Genomic DNA, 18,877 nt, shown 5'->3' with positions numbered 1-18,877 from the left:
GTGCCACGTGCCGCAAGCTGCCCTTGATGCTGTCGTCGGAGCGATCGGCGGCAAGCTCCGCCAGGTCCGCCAGCAGAAGGGGCTGTCGATGCAGCAGCTCGCCGACCGCTCCGGGGTGTCGACAGCCGCGATCCACAAGATCGAGCACTCGCACATGACCCCGACGATCACGACGTTGATGAAGCTGGCGGCCGCGCTCAACCGGTCGGTCGCCTTCTTCGTCGACGAGGAGGACCTGGGCCGTCCCGCCGTGTTCACGCCCGCCGCGGACCGCCGTCCGGTGCTCACCTCCAAACAGGGACTCGAGCTGCAAGGGATCAGCGGACCCTACGGTCAGTTCCTGCTGGCCGGCGCGGTCGCGGTGCTCGATGCCGGAGCCGACAGCGGGGCGCAGCCGATGGAGCACCCCGGCGAGGAACTGGTCCACGTCCTCGACGGCGGCATGGAGATCCGGGTCGACGAGGAGTGCTACACGCTGACGGCCGGCGACTCCCTGCACTTCCGGACCGACCGGCCGCACCAATGGCGGAACATCTCCTCCGGCGTGACCAGGGCGATGTGGATGGCCTTCAGGACGAGGTGATCGATGCCGACGGCGGTGATCGCGTTCGGCGGCAACGCGTTCGTCCCGGAGGGTGCCTCGGGCGCCTACGACGTGCCGGTCGAGGTGCTCGAGATGGACAGCGTGCGCGCACTGGTCGACGCGGTGGTCGTGATCGCCGGCGGCGGCGGCGTCACCCTGCTGCGCAGCGACGACGGTCTGCACGGCGTCGACGCCGTCATCGACAAGGACCGCGTGGCCGCGCACCTGGCGACCGGTCTCGGCGCCGAGCTGCTGGTGCTGGTGACCGGTGTGCCGGCCGTCGCGATCGACTACGACACACCCGCGCAGCGTTCCATCGACGAGATGACCGTCGCGCAGGCACGGGCGCACCTCGCTGACGGCCAGTTCCCCGTGGGCTCGATGGGGCCGAAGGTCGAGTCGACGACCGAGTTCGTCGGCCGCGGAGCGCGCCTCGCCCTGATCACGTCGGACCCCCACGTCGGCGACGCGCTCGACGGACGCCATGGCACGCGAGTCGTCGACGACGTCGAGCGTGGCCAGGACGAGATCGCCGCATGACGACCGACACGGTGCACCGCGTTCGCGTGCAGACCGAGCAGTACGCGGACTCGGTACGCCTGATGGCCGCGCGGCGCGCGATGGGCGACGTCGGGGGCACCGGCACCGTCGCCGCGCTGATGGGCACCCCGGCCAACCGGGACGATCTGATCGAGACCGGCTTCGCCGCAGGCGACCTCGACGGTGTCGGGGCCAACGATGTGGTGCTGGCGGTCGCCGCCACTGACGACGACACCGCCCGGGCCGCGCTGGCCGCGGGCGAGGCCGCGCTGGAGGGCGACGACGGATCCGACCGACCCGACCCGTCCGGCGGCGGCCGACCCGGGCCGCAGACCCTGGAGCAGGCGGTCCAGGAACTGTCCGACGCCAACGTCGCACTGATCTCCGTCGCCGCCGAGTACGCGGTGCTCGAGGCGCACAAGGCACTGTCGGCCGGACTGCACGTGCTGCTGTTCAGCAGCGGGATCGCCGTCGCTGATGAGATCGAGCTGAAGCGCCGCGCCCGCGACGTCGGCCTGCTCGTGATGGGCCCGGACGCCGGCACGGCGATGCTCGGAGGCGTCGGCCTTGGGTTCGCCAACGTCGTCGAGCCAGGTCCCGTCGGTGTGGTGGCGGCCGCCGGAACGGGAGCACAGGAGGTCATGACCCTGCTGCACCGCTGGGGCGCGGGTCCCTCCCACGTCATCGGCGTCGGCGGTCGCGACACCTCGGCGGACGTCGGCGGCGTCGCGTTGCGCATGGGCTTGGCGGCGCTGTGCGCGGATCCTGCGACATCGGTCCTGCTGGTGGTCTCCAAGCCACCGGCGCCGCAGGTCGCGTACGCACTGCTGGAGGAGCTGGACGGCGTGCCGAGCGTCGCTGCGTTCATCGGCCTCGACCACAGCGCGGTCACCGCGCCCCATGACGTGGCGCTGGCAGGGTCGCTGGAACAAGCGGCGCTGTCGGTGCTGGACGCGCTGGGTCGTGCGCGGCCCGATCCCGCCCGCGGCATGGCACGCTGTGCCCGGGACGCCGTCGGAGGTCTGGGCGGCGGCCGTCGGTCGCTGCGCGGGCTGTTCTCCGGCGGGACGTTGTGCTACGAGGCGATGGTCCTGGCGTCCCGTCACCTCGGGGCCGTGCACTCCAACACGCCGCTGCGGGACGGCTGGGGGCTGCCTGCGGACGACGACGCGCACCAGTGCCTGGACCTCGGGGCCGAGGAGTACACCAGGGGTCGTCCGCACCCGATGATCGATCCGGAGCCGCGAGCCGAGCAGCTGCGCACACACGGCGCGGATCCCGCGACCGCCGTGGTGCTGCTCGACGTGGTGCTGGGCCACGGTGCCCACGACGACCCCGCGGGCGTGCTCGCACCCGTCTGCGAGGAGATCACCTCCGCAGCCGACGCACCGGCTGTCGTCGCGTACGTGCTCGGTACCGACGACGACCCCCAGGACCTCGCGGGCCAGCGAGCGCAGCTGACCGACGCCGGTTGCCTGCTCGCGCCCACCAACGCCCGTGCCGCCCTGCTGGCCGCGGCGATTGCCGCACGTGATCCGACGATCGCCGAGGACGTGGCGTGAACCGCCCGGCGCCCTTGTCGCACGGCCGCCTGCGCGCCGCTCGGACGCCGCACCACTCGGGCCCGTCCGTTGGCCTGGAGATCACACACCACATGAACCCCGCGCCTGTCGCGCTGGTCACCTACTCGACACGTCCGCGCGGCGGCGTGGTGCACACGCTCCACCTGGCCGAGGCGCTGACCGCGATCGGGCGGCCCGTCCGGATCTTCGGGCTCGGCGACCCGGATGTGGGGTTCTTCCGGCCGGTGGATGCTCCGGTGACGATCATCCCGGCGCCGCCCCACCTGCCGACGCTCGAGAAGCGGGTGTTCGCGTCGATCGAGGCGCTCACCAGCGGGTTGGCCGCGGGCCTCGACGGTTACCCGGTCGTGCACACCCAGGACTGCATCGCCGCGCGGGCCGCGGTGCACCTCCGTGACGACGGCCTGCCCATCCGTGTGATCCGCACCGTGCACCACGTCGACGACTTCACCACAGAGGCACTGATCGAGTGCCAGCGGCGCTCGATCCTCGATCCCGACCACGTGCTCGTTGTCAGCCGCCACTGGCGCGACGGCCTGTCCACCGAGTTCGGCGTCGCGGCGACCGTCGTGACCAACGGTGTCGACACACGTCGGTTCGCAGTCGATCCGGCCATCCCGGTGTCGACCCTGCGAGCGCGTATCGGCGCCGCTGGCCGTTCCCTCCTGCTGACCGTCGGGGGCATCGAGCCTCGCAAGGGCAGCATGGAGCTGATCGAGGCGCTGGCGATGATCCGGGACGAACTGGATCCGCCGCCCCTGCTCGTCGTCGTCGGCGGCCATTCCTTCCAGGATCACCGCCGGTACCGGAAGCAGGTCCTCGACCGTGCCGAGCAGCTTGCATTGACCGAGCACATCCGGATGGTGGGGACGGTGTCGGATGCCGAGCTTACGTCGTGGTACCACGCGGCCGATGTGTTGGTGTTCCCGTCGGTCAAGGAGGGCTTCGGGCTGGTCGTGCTCGAGGCGATGGCGGCGGGACTGCCGGTGATCGCGAGCGACATCCCCGTCTTCCGCGAGTTCCTCGACGATGGCGTCGGAGCCGTGCTGACCCCTGTCGGCGACGCCGCCGGCCTCGCCGGCGGGATCCGGCGGGTGATCACCGATCCCGCACTGCGGTCGTCGCTGGGCGCCACGGGCCCCGGTGTTGCGTCCATGTTCACGTGGGCCGCGTGCGCGCGGCAGCACGCCGAGGTCCATGACGCCGCTGCCGCCGGCGCGCTCCGGCGTCAGTCGGGATTCGACAGCGCCTGATCAAGCGCAAGGACGGCATCGCGGAAGCACGCCAACGGCGCGCGCGCGACACCGGCGCCGATCTGCCCGCGCCCCTGCTCGGCGTCGAGGATCCCGGTGTTGATGGCCGGCGTCCGCTCGAGCTCGACCACCCGGCGGGCATCGACGCCGACGGGCGATCCCCGGAAGTCCAGGTACGGCAGCTTGAACCGCCGGCTGCGCCCGATGCACAGCTGCTCGAAGGTCTCGCTGGTCTCCACGGCCTGGGCGAGTGTCCCGCCGAGGAAGCCGGCGACGGCGGGTGACGCCGCCGCGGCGGCCCCCCCGAGTCCCACCAGCTCGAGGACCGCACTGTCGCCGATATCGGGTGCCGCGTCGTCGTCGCCGTACTGCTCGTGGTACAGCGCGTCGCCGACCGGCGGCGCGTCGGCGATGAACCAGCGGTCTCCGGTGCCCGACAGCCGGATGCCGAAGGTGGTGCCGTTGCGCGCCATCGACACGACGACGCTGGATCCGTGCACCCCGCTGGCTGCGTCCGCGACGACCTTGGCCCCTGCCATCGCGAGGTTGAGGAAGAACAGGTGGTTCGAGGACAGGAACCGTGCGACCTCGGCCGTGCGCGGGTCGTCGAGGGCGACCAGTGACGGCAGCAGGTCACGTACCAGCAGGTTGGTTGCGGCCTGCGTGCGCATGTGCAGGTCGTCGCCCATCTGCAGGCCCTGCGCTGCCAGGGCGAACACGTTCACCGGACCATGCGCGTCGAGCGCGGCGGCCAGCACAGGACCGCCGACCTCGCGCAGCCAGATCAGCTGTTCCACGGCCTCGGGCGCGTCGGTGCCCATCCAGGCCCTGCGACCGGGGCCCTGGTTGACGGCGGAGAAGGCACGGGTGCCACCCTTGGGGTCCTCGGCCATGAGCGCAGGCGTCGACGGCCCGATGGCGCTGGCCATCGGCACGGCGCCTCCGTGGTGGTTCGCGGGGGTGAGCCCGACGTCGCCGCCGTCCAGCAGCGTGTCGGCGTCAGCGGGTGTCGGTGCCCAGCCCTCGGCGACCACGGCCGCGCGCACCGACCGCCGGAGCGGATCGCACAGCTGGGACCACGGCAGCGGCGGGCCGGAGTGCAACACCGTGCGCTCGGGCAGGTCGACCGCGACCTCGGCAACCGGCCGGATGCCGGTGATCCGTGGCGCGATCTGGTCGAGGCGGTCGAAGACCGTCGCGTTGGCCTCGTCGACGCGCGCGGCGTGCCGCCCGTGCAGCCGCGTCAACGCCGCGATCTGCTCGCGATCGCCACCCGCCGGGATGCGCCAGTCCACCTGGATGGCGCGCGCACCCTGGCGTTCGACCGCCTCGCCAAAGACCGGCAGCCCGATGTTGACGACCTGCAGCTCGTCCGGCAGATCGGCGGTCATGGCCCCACTGTTACGATCGCTGCTCATGGCTGACAAGACGCTCCTGGCCGTGTGGTCGGGCGGGTACCGGTCGCAGGTCACGGTGCGTGACTTCGATATCCTGGCCGATGAGCCCGAGTCGGTCGGTGGCACGGATGATGGTCCCACTCCGACCGAGCTGTTCCTCGCCTCGCTGGCCACGTGCTTCACCATGGCGGTGGCGCACGCGTCGCGCAAGTGCGACATCACGCTCGAGCAGCTGGCGGTCCGCGTCGAGGCCGACTACGAGGGCAACCGCTTCGCATGGATCCGCGTGCAGGTCACGACCGATCTCGCCGACGCGGACGCCGAGCAGTTGATCGAGCGCGCGAAGGCCTACTGCTTCGTCTCGAACACGCTGATCGAACCCCCCCGGATCGAGTACGCCGTAGGCGGCGCGTGAGCCGCGGCGCGATCTACCCATCGGCGATCACCAGCTCGGCACGGCGCAGAAGCGCCTGCTCGGCGGCCTGCATACGTGCACGGCGCTCCGACACCCCCCGATCCAGTTGCTTGGCCTGCGAGCGGACCGTGTCGGCCATCTGGCGCACCAGCCGAGGGGCGGCGCCGCCCGGGACCAGGCGGTCAGCCACGAGTCGACGCGGGTCCAGGACGGCACTCAGGTCGCTGCCGGCCAGCCCAAGCGCGTCGCCATGGTGTTCGACGGAGGCGGCATCGAGCATCTCACCCGTGAGATCGACGCCACGCAGACCTGTGACCGCCGCGGTCTGGACGGCGCGTCCGACGATGAGGTAGGCCGTGCGGTAGTCCACCTCGCAGCGCTGCATGACGAACTCCGCGAGGTCGGTGGCCTGGGTGAACCCGGAGATCAGCGCCGACCACATACGGTCAGCGTGCACCTCCAGGGTCGCCACGACCCCGCGCATCAGCTCGACCACCCGCCGCGCCTGTGTCAGTGCCCGGGGGATGTCGCCGTACGAGAAGATGAGGTTGTCGCTGCGCGCCGACGGGCTCTTGGTCACCGCGAGCAGGCCCGTGAGCCGGCCGATGAGGAGGCCCGTGCTGCCACGCACCACGCTCAGCGCGTACGGGTTGCGCTTCTGGGGCATCAGCACGCTGGCCCGCGTGTAGGGCGCCGCCAGGGACACGTAGTCGAACTCCTGGCTCGACCAGATCTCCAGATCCTCCGCCAACTTGTCGGCGCCGGCGACCAGGCTTGCTGCGGTCGCCGTGACATCGATCAGGCCGTCGGTCTGCCACATGGCGTCGCGCGTGTGCTCGATGATGCCGTCGAAGCCGAGCAGGTCCGCCACGCGGCCGCGGTCGAGCTGCAGTCCGCTGCCGTTCGCGCACCCGGCCCCACCGGGACTGCGGTTGATGTCGTCGAGTGCCGCCAGCGCACGCCGCCCGTCGCGCAGCGTCGGGTACGCGAACGAGAGCAGGTAGTGACCCAACGTCGAGGGCTGGGCCTGTTGGAGATAGGTCTGGTCAGCCATGCAGGTCTCGGCATGCTCGGCGGCCCGATCGGCGAGTGCGATCACAAGGCCGGCCGTGGCGCACACCAGGTCGGCCGTGATCTCGCGTAGCCGCAGTCGCAGTGCTACACGCACGGCCTCGCGCCGTGGACGTCCGGCGTGCAGCCAACCGGCGTCGTCGCCGAGCCGCGCCACGAAGTGGCGTTCCCGACAGTTGTAGACCTCGCCGTACGCCGGGTCGTACGGGAAGTCGTCGACGGGGCGTCGATGCGTCTCGAGCAGCAGCCGCAGCAGCGGCACCATCGTGGCGTCGGGCAGCAGTCCCCGTTCCCGTAGCACGAGCACGTGTGCGATGTCGGCCAGGTTCAGGCCGTGGTGCAGCTCCGGCGCATCGCCGACCTCATAGGCGAACCCGGCCGCGACCAGCTCCTCGGCCGGTCCCGTGGTGGGCGTGGTCACGGTTCCTGCTCCTCTCCGGCACTGAGCGCGTTGGCCACGGCCGCCACGGTGCCACCGGTGTGCCAGAACACGGCCGCGTCCGACCGCGCGACGGTCGGCAGCTGAGCGAGCGCCTTGGCGGTGTAGACGTCGTCGAGCACCAGTCCCTCGGTCGCTGCGGCAAGCCGCGCGCACCGCCGACCGGCCGCAGAGGTCCGACCAAAGCCGGGGCCGCGGGCATCGACCACGATCACCTCGTGCACCATCGGCGGGCGCACACCCAGGCGCTGCGTGCATGCGGTGGCGAGCGCCGTGACGCGCTCGACACATTCGTCGACCGGACGGCTGACCGACGCGCCGATCACGCGCCAGCCCGCACCCATGGCGATGGTGCCGGCCACGAGGCCCGCCTGCGTCCCACACGAGCCGGTGGCGAGCAGGTGCAGATCCGGCTCCACACCGAGCCGGGACAGCTGCGTCGAGACCTCGGGGACCGCTGCTGCGTACGCCAGGCTGCCGGAAACCGTCGCGCCGCCACGTGGGACGACCGCGGGATGGCGACCGGATGCGCGCTCCTCGGCCGCCACCACGTCGAGCTGGTGGTCAATCGACGCGCGATCGTCGTCGCCGGTGAACCGCACCCGCGCGCCAGCGGCGAGCGCCAGCGCGAGCGCCGCAGGCCGGCTTGCCGGAGGTTCGCCGAAGCACACGAGCACGCACGCCATGCCCACGACGCGTGCTGCCATGGCGGCGGTCATGCAGTGTGCCGAGGACGGTCCTCCGCCGGTGATCAGCACGTCACACCCCTCGGCGCGCGCGGCGCCGATCAGGTACTCGAGTGTCCGCGCCTTGTTGCCACCGAACGCAAAGCCAGTGAGATCGTCGCGCTTCACGTACAGCGGCGGACAGCCCAGCGCCCGCTCCAGCGCCGCCGCGCGGTGCAGCGGCGTCGGCAGATGCGCCAGGCTGACACGCGGTGATGTGGTCAGGACGTCGACGGCGGCGGTGCGCTCGCGCCCGATCATGGCCATCGCTCGGACTCCCTCGCGCGCGCAGCGCGGGCGTGGGCCACCACGGCGTCGACCATCGCTCCCGCCGCGCCGGTGTCCGGCGCGGCGTCGAGAGCGGCGCGCAATGCCGTGTCGTCGAGGTGGGACCGCGCGTCGACCGCGGCCGCCAACGCCCGCTCGACCGGTACGCGGTGGTCGCGGCTCTCGGCGAGCACGTCCTGCAGCAATGCCTGTGCCTCGTGCTTGCCCACGCTCGGCGTCAGGGCCGCGAGCAGCCGCTCGGAGGCCAGATCGCCGCGGTGCGCCTCGACGGTTGCGGCCATGCGGTCGGCGTCGACCTCGAGGCCGCGCAGAACCTCGCCGGCGATCGCAAGCGCGGTGGCTGTGAGTAGACAGATCTCGGGCAGTGCCACCCACTCGGCCTTCCAGGAGCGGCCGTCCCGCTCGTGCTCGCCGATCATGCCCTCGACCAGCACGTGCGCCTGCGGCAGCACCAGACGCGCGAGCGTCACCAGGTGCTCGCTGCGCTCCGGGTTGCGCTTGTGGGGCATCGTGATGCTGCTGACGCTGCCGACAGTGACCTGCTCGCGCAGCTCTCCGACATCACTGCGGGCCAGTGCGTAGATCTCGTTGCCGATGCGACCCAGCGTCTGCGTGACCAGCGCGAGCGCCAGCCCGAAGTCTGCGACGCGGTCGCGTGTCGTCAGCCACGAGACGCGTGGTGCCGGCAGATCCAGCAGTGCGCAGAACCGCGCCCGGAGCTCGACGGCGTCCGGACCGAAGAACGCCGCGGTGCCGACGGCGCCACCCAGCTGACCGGCCAGCCACCGGTCCGCCCCACAACGCAGCCGCTCCAGATGGCGACGGATCTCGTCGGCCCAGGTCGCCACCTTCCATCCGAACGTGATCACCGCGCCGGCCTGTCCGTGGGTACGTCCCGCCATGGCGGTGTCGCGGTGACGCTCGGCCAGCGCGATCAGCTCGTCCTCCAGCGACCGCAGGTCCCGCCACACGATGCCGCCGACACTGCGCATCACGAGGGCCGTCCACGTGTCGGTGATGTCCTGGACCGTGGCACCGACGTAGACGTGCTCGCGGGCGACCGACGGCAGCACCGCCTGCAGCCCGCGGATGAGTCCGAGCGTCGAATGGCCCGTCCGTCGCGTCTCCTGTGCCACCAGGTCGAGGTCGAGCAGGGTGACGTCGGCGTGTGCAACGATCGCGCCGGCGGCCTCGGGCGGGACGAGTCCCAGGTCGGCCTGTGCCTGAGCGAGTGCGGCGAGGATGTCGAGCCAGGACTGCAGCCGCGCGTCCTCGGCGAAGATCGCGCGCACCTCCGACGTGGCCCACAGGTGTCCGTAGAGCCGCGAATCGGTCAGCCGTGCGGTCACGGTGACGCCGCCAGCCCTGCCGCGGCCGCCAGTCCGGCGCGGACCTCGGCCAGGCTCGCGCCCCAGGGCACGACCACGACCCGTCCGTCGTGTTCGATCCCGGTCTCGAGCAGGCAGCAGCGGACGACCGTGGGCACGCCGCCGTCGACGACGTGGCGTGGACAACTGTCGATCACCGGCGGCTCGTCGCCGTAGAACCAACGGTGGATCTCACGGGACCTCGCACAGCCGACCAGCACCCAGTCGGTGCGCTGCGGCCGCTGGTCGAGGTAGGCGCTGTCCCTGCTTGCGACGAGCCCCGACGCGCGGCACGGGAAGAGCACGGTCGAGGCGGTCACGTCGGAGGCCAGGGTCCGTAGATCGAGCAGCTCGACGTCGAGAGCGATCGACGGCAGGTCATCGGCGGTGGCCAGCACCCTGCGCGCCTGATCGACCAGCTTCGGCGGGTCCGGCGGCACGGCATCGACGATCCGGATCCGGGTCGGCGCCGCGTCGATGACGAACCCAATGTAGGAGTACCGGCCCTCGACGACTACGCACCGCGCCGTCGACGCCTCGGCGAGTGCGGCGAGCTGCGACGGCACCGCGATGTCGACGGTGGGATCGGTCACCAGCACGCTGTCGTCAGGGCCCGCCAGCATCCGCACCGCGGTGATCTCGGAGAACAGCGGCTCCTCGCGGCGCTTCTCAATCTCGAGCACTGCGACGTCATCATCCCGGCGCGCGACGATGTACCGCGTGCGGCGGTACGCCTGGCGCCCATGCAGCACGTCGCGCAGCGCCTCGAGCTCCAGCGGCACGTCGACATCGAGGACCGAGACCTCCCGCTCACGATCGGGCGACAGGTTCACGACCACGGTTCGACCCGTCCGCCACCGCCGTCCATCCGCATCGTGTCCGCGCGGAGTCCCAGACGCAGCGCCTCGACGGACAATGCCGCCGTGACGTCGATGTTCGCGAGGTTCACCTCGGCACCGAGCCGGCGCACGAACCACGCCTGCTGCGCCGTTCTGGGCGCCTCGAACACGACCTGGTCCCCGACGTCGGCGAGGAGGACCTCGACGAGCTCCTCCCGTACCGATCCATCGCTCCGGTACAGCCCGACGGTGCCGCTCGCACGTCCCTCCGCGAGCATCAGGACCGCCCCGGCTTCAAGGTCTCCGAGCATGTCATCGCGCCAGGTGGCCGGCTCGACCGGGTCGGCGGGGTTCTTCGATCCCACCTCGGATACGACGGCGAACTCCTCGGCGGCGCGCTTGATGAGGCCGCGCTTGTCGTCCTTGGACATCGGCACCGTTCCGTTGGAGACCTCGACGCATCTGAAGCCGACGTCGGCGGCCCATGCGAGGCACTCGTGGGTCCGGTTCTGCAGCCACGAGATCTCCAGGAACGTACCGCCGACGCATGGCGCGACGTCGTGTCTGTGCAGCAGCGCCACCTTCGCCGCGACCTCGGCGTCGATGTAGGCGGTACCGTATCCGAACTTCCACAGGTCGATCAGGTCGGCGCGTGACCCGAGGACAGCCTCGACGGTCGAGAGCGGATGCCCCACATCCAGCACGTGGGTGCGCCCGGTCCTGCGTGGCTTCGTCGAGCGCCGCGGCAGGTCCAGGAACGCTGATGGAGCACTCCCGGGGCGTGACTCGAACCTGCGGTTCTCTCTCATGATGGATGGCTCTCCACTATAATCGCAGCCCTCCCGACGAGGAAGCCCCGTGAACCAGCGTCCCGATGCTCCGATCGCCGTCATCGCCGGGCGGTTCATGGCCAACCGAGGGCGGATCGCCAAGCAGGCTCTGCACCACGTCGCCGACGCGCTCGGCCCGACCGACTGGGTTACCGGCCCGGGTGACGACACCGCGCTGATCCACAGCGGCGCCGGTGACGTGCTGGCTGCAGGCGAGGCGATCTTCCCCCCGTTCGTCGCGAGGGATCCGTTCGGTGCCGGTGTCGGTGCGGTGGTCGCGAACGTCAACGATGTCGCGGCCATGGGTGGTCGCCCGCTGGCGATCGTCGACACCGTCGTCGCGTCGGCCGACGTGGCGCGAGCGGTCCTCGCCGGTCTGCGTCACGCCGCCGATCTGTATGGACTGCCAATCGTCGGTGGGCATCTGACCATCACGTCCGACGCGCCCTCGCTGTCCGCGTTCGTCGTGGGTGACGTCGGCGCGCCGTTGCTGGCCCGCAACGCGCGCGCCGGGCAGGTGTTGCTGATGGCTGCCTGCCTCGACGGTCGATTGCGCTCGGACTTCGGTTTCTACCCGTCCTACGATCAGCGCGGCACCCGCGTCCGAGGCGACCTCGGAGTGCTCCGGCACGTGGCCGACACAGGCGCCGCCGTCGCTGCGAAGGACATCAGCATGGCGGGCACGCTCGGCACGTTGGCGATGCTGCTGCAACCAACGGGTTGCGGCGCCCTGGTAGACCTCGCCGCTATACCGCGGCCACAGGACGTGCCCCTCCCGACATGGCTCGACGTGTTCCCGTCGTACGGGTTCCTGCTGTGTGCCTCCGCCGATCGGGTCGACGAGATCATCGCCGCGTTCGCAGCGCGCGACCTGGCATGTGCGCGGATCGGGCTGATCGACGACACAGGTGCGCTCGTGGTTCGTCTGGACGGTGCGCGGGCGACGCTGCTCGACGACGTCAGTGCGCACGGGACCGGGCTCGCCGGCGCCGACAGCATCGAGCGAGGCCGGCCGCAACGCTAGATCCGGACGGTCCCGACGCCGGTCACGAACGACTGTCAGATCTCGAGACATCGACGAACAGTTGGCGCGGGTAGGGGCAGCGACGAGTCGCGGGTGCCGACGTCATCGCCGCGGCCGTCCGCGTCGACGGGCCCGCCCGGATCAGCGACCGGCCGGCTGCCGACGTGGCCGGCACCCGCCTGCGAGCGGTCCCGGCGTCAGCGGGTCACGTGTGACGCGACCCGTCGTCGGTGCCAGTCGCGCACCGACGCCGCGAACAGGTCCGGGTCGTCGGTCATCGGGAAGTGGTTGCCACCCGCCACGACCACGCCCTCGTGGTCGGCGAAGCGTTCGGCGAGGCGGGCTTGAAAGCCGAGCGGGTCGTTGCGCTCGCCGAAGATGGTCAGGACCGGTGTGTCAGCGAGCACGGTGGTCACAGCGTCGTCGATGCCGTCGGTGAACGCCGGAGTGTCCAGCGTGGAGGCCATGAGCTGGTGGAACCTGCGCCGGACGTGACGCTCCCGGGAGGGACCGCGGAAGGCGACACGCCCGGCCCGGTCGAGGTGGCGGCCTACCCCGAACCGGGTCGATGTCAGGAGCGCGACGACGTTCGTCGTCACGCCGACGGCCTCCGCCGGGCGTCCGCCGATCACGCGGAGCATCGCCCGCAGCGCGCGGTGGTCCGGTGTCCAGGCGAAGGTGTTCGCCAGCACGAGGCCGTGCACCCGCTCGGGCAGCGCCGCAGCCGTCGCCAGGGCGACGGGGCCGCCGAGGTCGTTGGCGACGACGGTCACGTCCCGCAGATCGAGCTCCGTCACGAACGTCGTGAGCACACCGGCGAGGTCGGCGATCGACGCGTCGTCGTCCGCCTGAGGGGCCAGCCCGAAGCCGGGGAAGTCGAGGGCGACGCAGCGGAAGTCCGTACGCAGGCGGGTGATGACGTCGCGGAACACGAACGACCACATCCCGGCGTGGACGAACAGCAGCGTCGGACCGGCACCCTCGTCGATAAAGGCAACGGCACCGCGGCGTCTGAGGGTGAACGGGTACTGCTCGGGGGGCAGCCAGTCGGGTCTGGCGATCACGCCCGTCCCCGTCGCGCCTTCCACAACCCGGCGCGGGTGGGCGATCACGGTGTGCCGGTTGTCACCTCCGTTCGCTCCGGGACCGCCGGTGCCCGTAGGGCCGGCGTGATGAATGCGCACAGGCGGGCGATCCTGCGCTCGGCGCCGGCCGCGTCCATTCCGGCCTCGGGCCACGTCGCGAAGGTGTGCACGACCAGCGCGGTGACCTGGGCCATCCTCCAGGCGATCTCGTCGGGTCGCAGGTGGGGGAGCGCGACCGCGATGGCGGGGAAGAACCGCTCGCCGACCTCGGCGAACTGCTCGCCGGCCATCCGTCGGATCCACGGCTTCTGGTCGCTGTACACCCGGCCGAGGAAGTGGGCCACGGTCGGACCCCGTCGCTGCAGGTCCATGAGCGTCTCGATGTCGGGTCTGACGAACGCCTCGATCACCGCGTCGATGTCGGGAGGTCGCGGCGCCGCGGCGTCCTGCGCCCGCTCGAGCAGGCGGAACCGGCGTGTGTTCATGGGGCCGACCACCCGGTCGGTGACGGCCCGCAGCACCGCCTCCTTCGTGCCGAAGTGGTAGTGGACGGCGGCGACGTTGACGTCCGCGACGCGTGTGATCTCGCGGATGGAGGTGGCATCGACGCCGTGCAGGGCGAACAGCTGCTCGGCGGCGTCGAGGATCGCGCTGGTGGTCTGTGTCGTTGCCATCGGCAGGTTCAATCATCTGTTTGATCCATTCAAACAGATGATTGAACCTACGTCAACCTCCGGCTTCTGGCATCCCCAGGCCGCCGACGGGCGTCAGCGTCAACTGGCCGATCGGCGGGCCCACGAGCAGCGGCATTGCGCGCGAGATGGCGCTGCGCACCGCCTCGACCTCCAGCGAGGCCCGGTGCGCGTCCGCGCTGTCCCACACCTCGTAGACGAACACGCCGTCCGGATCGTGGGTGGCCATGTTCACGAGGTACAGCGTGCACCGTCGACGTCGCCCACGACGTCCGCGGCCTCGAGGAGGATCTCGAGCGCTCGTCGCGCTGCCCTGACGTGGCCGTCAGCTTGCCGAACATGGCGAACATCGCACGTCCCTTCGCGTCGGGGCGGCTCGGAGCTGCACTCTAGGACGTGCCCGGCGGGTCGGTGTCGCTACGCTGCAGGCGTGCAGCGTGTGGCAGTCATCGGCAACTGTGGCGGCGGCAGGACCCATGTCAGCCGCGGCCTCGGCACGCTGCTCGGGATCCGGGTCATCCACCTCGACGCCGGCCACCTCGATGCGACACTGCAGGCGTCACCGGAGCCGGGGCGGCGCACATGAGCGCCGCAGCCACCCGGTGGACGCGGCTGCCGGCCGTGCTCGCGGTGCTGGCGCTCCCGATGGTCGGGCTGGTCGTGCTGCTCGCGGTGCCGCCGCTCGACGTCGAGTGGCAGCATCATCCCGCCCACTTCTGGCTCGTGCTGCTGGTCGCGGTGGTCGATCTGGTGCTGGGGCTGGTCATCGGCGGTGCCGCCGAGCAGCACGCCGACAGCCGCACCTTCCTGGTGTCGCTCGTCCTGCTGACGTGTGCCGGGTTCCTCGGGCTGCACGCGTTGGCGACGCCGGGCGTCGTGCTCGCCGACCAGAACCTGGGGTTCACGATCGCGACGCCCGTTGGGCTGCTGCTCGCCTCTGTCCTGGCGGTCGCCTCGACGGTCGAGCTCGTCAGGTGGGGACGCAGCCGTGGACGGCTGCGTGCACTGCGCGCCGGCATCGGCGCCGTGATCGTCGCGTGGGCCGTCGCCTCGCTGACACGGACGTCGGGGCTCGACGCACCTCCCGCCGAGATCGCCCCGCCCGTGATCCGGCTCCTGGCGCCGCTGGCGATCGTGCTGTACCTGGTGGCCGCCGTGCGCTACCTCGGGCTCCACCGCACACGCGGTGACCAGCTGCCGCTGGCCGTGGCGGTGGCCTTCGTGCTGCTGGCCGAGGCGATGATCGCGATCATGTTCGGACGCGCCTGGCATGTGACATGGTGGGAGTGGCACGTCCTGATCACCGCGGCGTTCGGCGTGGTGTTCCTCGCCGCGCGTTCCGCCTACCGCCGGGAGCGGTCGGTGACCGGGACGCTGCGCGGGCTATATCTCGACCGGACCATCGACCGCCTCGACGAGCGCACCTCGTCCGGGCTGGCGGCGTTCGTGCGCACGTTGGAGGAGGGTGGATCGACCGCCACGGTCGTCGAGGACCTCAAGGACGGCGGGCTGGGGGCCGACGAGGTCCGCGCGCTCGAGCGATCCGCACGCGAGCTCGTCCGCGTCGACGAGCTGTTCCGACACTATGTGGGACCGCAACTTGCGTCGCGGCTGGTCGACGACCCGGACCGTGCCGGTCTCGGCGGGCACGAGGCGGAGATCACCGTGCTGTTCGCGGACCTCGCCGGCTTCACCGCGTTCTCCGAGGCACGTGACCCCGCCGAGGTCGTCACGATGCTCAACGGGTACTGGGAGCGCGCCGTGCCCGCCGTCACGGGTGCGCCGGAGGGCATGATCGAGCGCTTCGCGGGCGATGCCGTGCTCGTGGTCTTCAATGCGCTGGGTGACCAGCCCGACCACGCCCTGCGCGCGGTGCAGGCGGCGGTCGGCATGCGCGACGCGGTGCGCGACGTCGCCGACGCCCACCCCGGATGGCCCCGTTTCCGGATCGGCGTCAACACCGGCCGCGCCGTGATCGGCAACGTCGGCACCGACCGGCAGCACTCGTTCACGGTGATCGGAGACGCGGTCAACGTCGCGGCGCGGGTCCAGGCCGCAGCCACGCCCGGGGAAGTGGTGCTGTCGGGCGCGACCCACGACCGCGTCGCGGACCGGGTGGTCGCGGAAGCGCTCGGCCCGGTCGCCGTCAAGGGGCGCGAACAGCCGGTTCCCATGTACCGCGTTCTGCGTCTGGCCTGACGCGCACAGCCGCGTTCGTCGTTGGACAGTCGTTCGCGGTACAAGTCCACGGCTGTCGAGGCGACGGTCCTGCTACCACGACGGTGCATCATGTCCGGGTCCGAATCGCCCGTGCGGCAGCGAAGCCCGTTCCACGCACGCCGTGTCGAACCAGGGAGGCCGAGGTGCCGGAGGACCGTCGGTGAGCACGGTTCCGGCGGACGCGGACACGATCGGTGGCGCCGACGCACGTGTGCGCGCGTTCGCCGTGTGGGTGGTCGCCTTTGCGCTCGGGTGCTGTACTCGCATCGCCCACCTTCGACCACCGGGCAGCCTCGCAGGCCCACCCCCCGCCCGGCGGACGCGCCTCTCGCCAGCACGTCGGGAGCGACCGCGTCGCCCAAGAGGTGCAGCGCCCAGTCGGCGTAGTCGCCCGCGGGCCGGTGTTAGTGCACGATCGCCTGCTCGGCCGGTGGCCCGGCGAACTGGACCGTCCGCACGTCGCTGACCACCGTCGTGTCGCCGTCGTGCGGCGTCGCTCGGTAGGCGATCGCGGTGCCCGCCGCCAGGCTCAGCGCCGAGAGGTCGTCGAACACCGAGTAGGCGGGCGACGAGTCGTCGGTCCCGATCTCGGTCCACCCGCCGTCACCGACGCGGCGCTCGAACGTGACCTCGTGCGTGCCCCGCTCCGGGTCGGCCACCGCCCGCACCTCGACGGTGCCGCGGAGTTTGCTGCCCTCGTCGGGCACCTCGATCGTCAGCTCCGGCGCCGGGACCGTGGTGTTGCGGACGTTGCTCGTCCGGGTGTGCCGACGGTTGTCCACTAACACACGTTCCGGCACCGTTCAGGGACCACCAGCAGCCGGGGCTGGGTGAACGGACCCGGCACCAGCGGCTAGCGTCGGTGCAGGAACGCCGCGACACCGGAGACGCCGATGCACTTGCGCACGGCACACCCGCACGACGCGGACGCGCTCGCCGACTTGCACGTGCGGGCCTGGCAGCGCGCGTACCGGGGGTTGATGCCCGCCGCGTTCCTCGACGGGCTGTCGGTGACGGACCGGATCGATCTGTGGCACGAGGTGCTCGACGATCCGCCCCGGCGGTCCGCACAGCTGCTGCTGGAGGACCTCGGGCGCGCGGTCGGGTTCGTCCTGGTCGGCGGCGAGGAGCTCAAGGCAGATGCGGCGCGAGGTGAGGTCTATGCGCTCTACGTCGACCCTGACCACTGGCGTCGCGGCGTCGGCAGCGCCCTGCTGGCCGCCGGCTGTGACCGCTTGCGTGCGGTGGGGTTCGGCGACGCCGTGCTGTGGGTCCACGAGGGCAACGAACGCGCGCGGGTCTTCTACACGGCGCGGGGCTGGGCCGCCGACGGCACACGGCGTCGCCAGACCGTGCTGGGCATCGAGGCGCCCGAGGTCAGGTATCGCCGCGTGCTGCCAGGGCGCGGAGCTCCCTGTGATCGCGATACCGAGGGCTATTCCGACTTTGCGCAGCGCAGAACTCTCACGTTCTAGTTAAACGTTAGACTTGAATCCACTCGTCGAGTCGATGCCCGTGGGCCCCTGCCAGCGCTCCATGGCTGCGATGTTGTCGACCTCGTCGGCGTCGGGCGTCTCGACGTCGAGGAACGCGTCGACGATCTCGACCGCGACGTCCGGCGCCGTGCGCTTCAGGCTCAGCGCGAGGACGTTGGCGTCGTTCCATCGGCGCGCGTTTCGCGCGATCCACGGCTCCCACGCCAGCGCGGCACGCACCCCGGGGACCTTGTTGGCCGCGATGCTCGTGCCGGTGCCCGTCCAGCACATGACGATGCCCGTGTCCGTCGTGCCGTCGACGACCGCCGTGCCCACCCGGTGGGCGATGGTCGGCCACGGCGTGCCCGCGTCGACGACCGTCACGTCGTGACCGGCGTCGCGCAGGTGGTCGAGCACCGCGTCGACCGTCGCAGATGTGTCGTCGGCACCGAACGCGATCCTCATCGCCATCCTCCGCGGTCGAGCGTGTGTGGGCGGACCTGCAGCGTAGCCGAGGACGATCGGCCGGCGCCCTGCTCAGCCCGCCCGTCTGCCGATCAGTGCGCGGCGGGGCGTGCCTCGGCCTCGGTCGGTCGCGGACCGGCGCCGGGTGGCTGCTTCGACACGAACGCCAGACGCGCGGACGAGAAGCCGGTCGTCGAAGATGTCCGCCCGCATCTCGGCCAGCTCCTGCACGCGATAGGCGTCGAGCCGCAGGTCGCACGTGTCCGCCTCGAGGGCGGTGTGTGCTTGGCGACCAGCAGCTCGTCGTAGCGGTCGCTCGCCGCGAGCCGGTGCGCACAGGACACGACGGCGTCCTCGAACGCCGGGCGGCCGGCGGTGAGCGCCTCGGCGTCGCCGACGACGCGCACGACGACCTCATGGCCTGCCGCGCAGATCGATCCACGCCCGTTCACTCAGGCCATTGAAGGCCGAGCACAGCAGCATGATCTTCATGACCCCACCTCGTTGCGGACACCTCGGCATCGAAACAGGTGACGGCCTCGTCGCGCCGGAGATGCGGCGGGCGGCGGCATCCGTGGCCGCTCGC

The 18,877-nt window shown here is 71.4% G+C and carries 21 protein-coding genes; 9 read left to right on the top strand and 12 right to left on the bottom strand.

The window, feature by feature from the left end; translation table 11 throughout:
• Nucleotides 1-7 precede the first annotated feature (7 nt).
• The 4 genes from VK923_07305 to VK923_07290 are packed head-to-tail and all read left to right on the top strand — an operon-like array spanning nt 8 to nt 3,959.
• Entirely contained in the window at nt 8-583 is a 576-nt protein-coding gene (locus tag VK923_07305) for a helix-turn-helix domain-containing protein (protein ID HSJ44470.1), read from the top strand.
• A 3-nt stretch (nt 584-586) separates the two neighbouring features.
• Nucleotides 587-1,123 carry a hypothetical protein gene (locus VK923_07300; protein HSJ44469.1) on the top strand — a complete coding sequence of 179 codons (537 nt, stop codon included), beginning with the start codon at nt 587-589 and terminating at the stop codon, nt 1,121-1,123.
• The gene (locus VK923_07295) at nt 1,120-2,685 is read left to right on the top strand and encodes a hypothetical protein (GenBank protein ID HSJ44468.1); all 1,566 of its coding nucleotides are present in this window, start codon (nt 1,120-1,122) and stop codon (nt 2,683-2,685) included. Before VK923_07300 ends, VK923_07295 begins: the two co-directional genes overlap by 4 nt.
• Complete coding sequence (locus tag VK923_07290; protein ID HSJ44467.1) at nt 2,682-3,959, top strand: MSMEG_0565 family glycosyltransferase; 1,278 nt, start codon at nt 2,682-2,684, stop codon at nt 3,957-3,959. The genes VK923_07295 and VK923_07290 overlap by 4 nt, the downstream gene beginning before the upstream one ends.
• Here VK923_07290 and VK923_07285 read toward each other — a convergent pair.
• Nucleotides 3,935-5,377, bottom strand: a complete 1,443-nt coding sequence (locus VK923_07285) for a DUF1116 domain-containing protein (protein ID HSJ44466.1) — start codon at nt 5,375-5,377, stop codon at nt 3,935-3,937. The two genes, VK923_07290 and VK923_07285, sit on opposite strands and share 25 nt — an antisense overlap.
• On the opposite strand from VK923_07285, the gene VK923_07280 reads away from it, so the two are divergent.
• On the top strand, nt 5,376-5,771 hold the full coding sequence (locus VK923_07280; protein ID HSJ44465.1) for an OsmC family protein: 396 nt from the start codon (nt 5,376-5,378) through the stop codon (nt 5,769-5,771). The genes VK923_07285 and VK923_07280 overlap by 2 nt on opposite strands.
• A gap of 13 nt (nt 5,772-5,784) precedes the next feature.
• On the opposite strand, the gene VK923_07275 is transcribed toward VK923_07280, so the two are convergent.
• The 5 genes from VK923_07275 to VK923_07255 are packed head-to-tail and all read right to left on the bottom strand — an operon-like array spanning nt 5,785 to nt 11,309.
• Nucleotides 5,785-7,263, bottom strand: coding sequence for an argininosuccinate lyase (locus tag VK923_07275; protein ID HSJ44464.1), 1,479 nt, complete (start codon nt 7,261-7,263; stop codon nt 5,785-5,787).
• Nucleotides 7,260-8,273: a pyridoxal-phosphate dependent enzyme gene (locus VK923_07270; protein ID HSJ44463.1), complete on the bottom strand. Its 1,014-nt coding sequence runs from the start codon at nt 8,271-8,273 to the stop codon at nt 7,260-7,262. The genes VK923_07275 and VK923_07270 overlap by 4 nt, the downstream gene beginning before the upstream one ends.
• A complete protein-coding gene (locus tag VK923_07265; GenBank protein ID HSJ44462.1) occupies nt 8,264-9,643 on the bottom strand; it encodes an adenylosuccinate lyase family protein in 1,380 nt (459 codons plus the stop codon). Before VK923_07265 ends, VK923_07270 begins: the two co-directional genes overlap by 10 nt.
• The gene (locus tag VK923_07260) at nt 9,640-10,494 is read right to left on the bottom strand and encodes a hypothetical protein (GenBank protein HSJ44461.1); all 855 of its coding nucleotides are present in this window, start codon (nt 10,492-10,494) and stop codon (nt 9,640-9,642) included. The genes VK923_07265 and VK923_07260 overlap by 4 nt, the downstream gene beginning before the upstream one ends.
• Nucleotides 10,491-11,309: a phosphosulfolactate synthase gene (locus VK923_07255; protein ID HSJ44460.1), complete on the bottom strand. Its 819-nt coding sequence runs from the start codon at nt 11,307-11,309 to the stop codon at nt 10,491-10,493. The genes VK923_07260 and VK923_07255 overlap by 4 nt, the downstream gene beginning before the upstream one ends.
• 49 nt (nt 11,310-11,358) lie before the next feature.
• Here VK923_07255 and VK923_07250 point away from each other — a divergent pair, with 49 nt between their 5' ends.
• Nucleotides 11,359-12,354: an AIR synthase related protein gene (locus tag VK923_07250; GenBank protein ID HSJ44459.1), complete on the top strand. Its 996-nt coding sequence runs from the start codon at nt 11,359-11,361 to the stop codon at nt 12,352-12,354.
• Between the two features lie 197 nt (nt 12,355-12,551).
• Here the strand turns inward: VK923_07250 and VK923_07245 are convergent, their stop codons facing one another.
• From VK923_07245 to VK923_07235, 3 genes are read right to left on the bottom strand one after another with little or no spacing between them, the layout of a single operon-like run.
• On the bottom strand, nt 12,552-13,418 hold the full coding sequence (locus VK923_07245; protein ID HSJ44458.1) for an alpha/beta fold hydrolase: 867 nt from the start codon (nt 13,416-13,418) through the stop codon (nt 12,552-12,554).
• A 44-nt stretch (nt 13,419-13,462) separates the two neighbouring features.
• Complete coding sequence (locus VK923_07240; protein ID HSJ44457.1) at nt 13,463-14,113, bottom strand: TetR/AcrR family transcriptional regulator; 651 nt, start codon at nt 14,111-14,113, stop codon at nt 13,463-13,465.
• A gap of 52 nt (nt 14,114-14,165) precedes the next feature.
• On the bottom strand, nt 14,166-14,366 hold the full coding sequence (locus VK923_07235; protein HSJ44456.1) for a hypothetical protein: 201 nt from the start codon (nt 14,364-14,366) through the stop codon (nt 14,166-14,168).
• A gap of 195 nt (nt 14,367-14,561) precedes the next feature.
• Here VK923_07235 and VK923_07230 point away from each other — a divergent pair, with 195 nt between their 5' ends.
• Both VK923_07230 and VK923_07225 read left to right on the top strand, forming a co-directional pair.
• On the top strand, nt 14,562-14,717 hold the full coding sequence (locus tag VK923_07230; GenBank protein HSJ44455.1) for a hypothetical protein: 156 nt from the start codon (nt 14,562-14,564) through the stop codon (nt 14,715-14,717).
• Nucleotides 14,714-16,330 (top strand): adenylate/guanylate cyclase domain-containing protein, encoded by a 1,617-nt coding sequence (locus tag VK923_07225; protein ID HSJ44454.1) that lies wholly within the window; start codon nt 14,714-14,716, stop codon nt 16,328-16,330. Before VK923_07230 ends, VK923_07225 begins: the two co-directional genes overlap by 4 nt.
• A 425-nt stretch (nt 16,331-16,755) precedes the next feature.
• Here VK923_07225 and VK923_07220 read toward each other — a convergent pair whose 3' ends face one another.
• Nucleotides 16,756-17,133, bottom strand: coding sequence for a hypothetical protein (locus VK923_07220; GenBank protein HSJ44453.1), 378 nt, complete (start codon nt 17,131-17,133; stop codon nt 16,756-16,758).
• A 111-nt stretch (nt 17,134-17,244) separates the two neighbouring features.
• Between VK923_07220 and VK923_07215 the strand changes: the two genes are divergently transcribed.
• Complete coding sequence (locus tag VK923_07215; protein ID HSJ44452.1) at nt 17,245-17,826, top strand: GNAT family N-acetyltransferase; 582 nt, start codon at nt 17,245-17,247, stop codon at nt 17,824-17,826.
• On the opposite strand, the gene VK923_07210 is transcribed toward VK923_07215, so the two are convergent.
• A complete protein-coding gene (locus tag VK923_07210) occupies nt 17,827-18,291 on the bottom strand; it encodes an RpiB/LacA/LacB family sugar-phosphate isomerase (protein ID HSJ44451.1) in 465 nt (154 codons plus the stop codon).
• A gap of 92 nt (nt 18,292-18,383) precedes the next feature.
• A complete protein-coding gene (locus tag VK923_07205) occupies nt 18,384-18,698 on the bottom strand; it encodes a hypothetical protein (GenBank protein HSJ44450.1) in 315 nt (104 codons plus the stop codon).
• Nucleotides 18,699-18,877: the final 179 nt, after the last annotated feature.

Source organism: Euzebyales bacterium, from assembly GCA_035461305.1.
GTDB lineage: Bacteria > Actinomycetota > Nitriliruptoria > Euzebyales > JAHELV01 > JAHELV01.
This window is presented reverse-complemented; position numbering and strand designations above follow the sequence as displayed.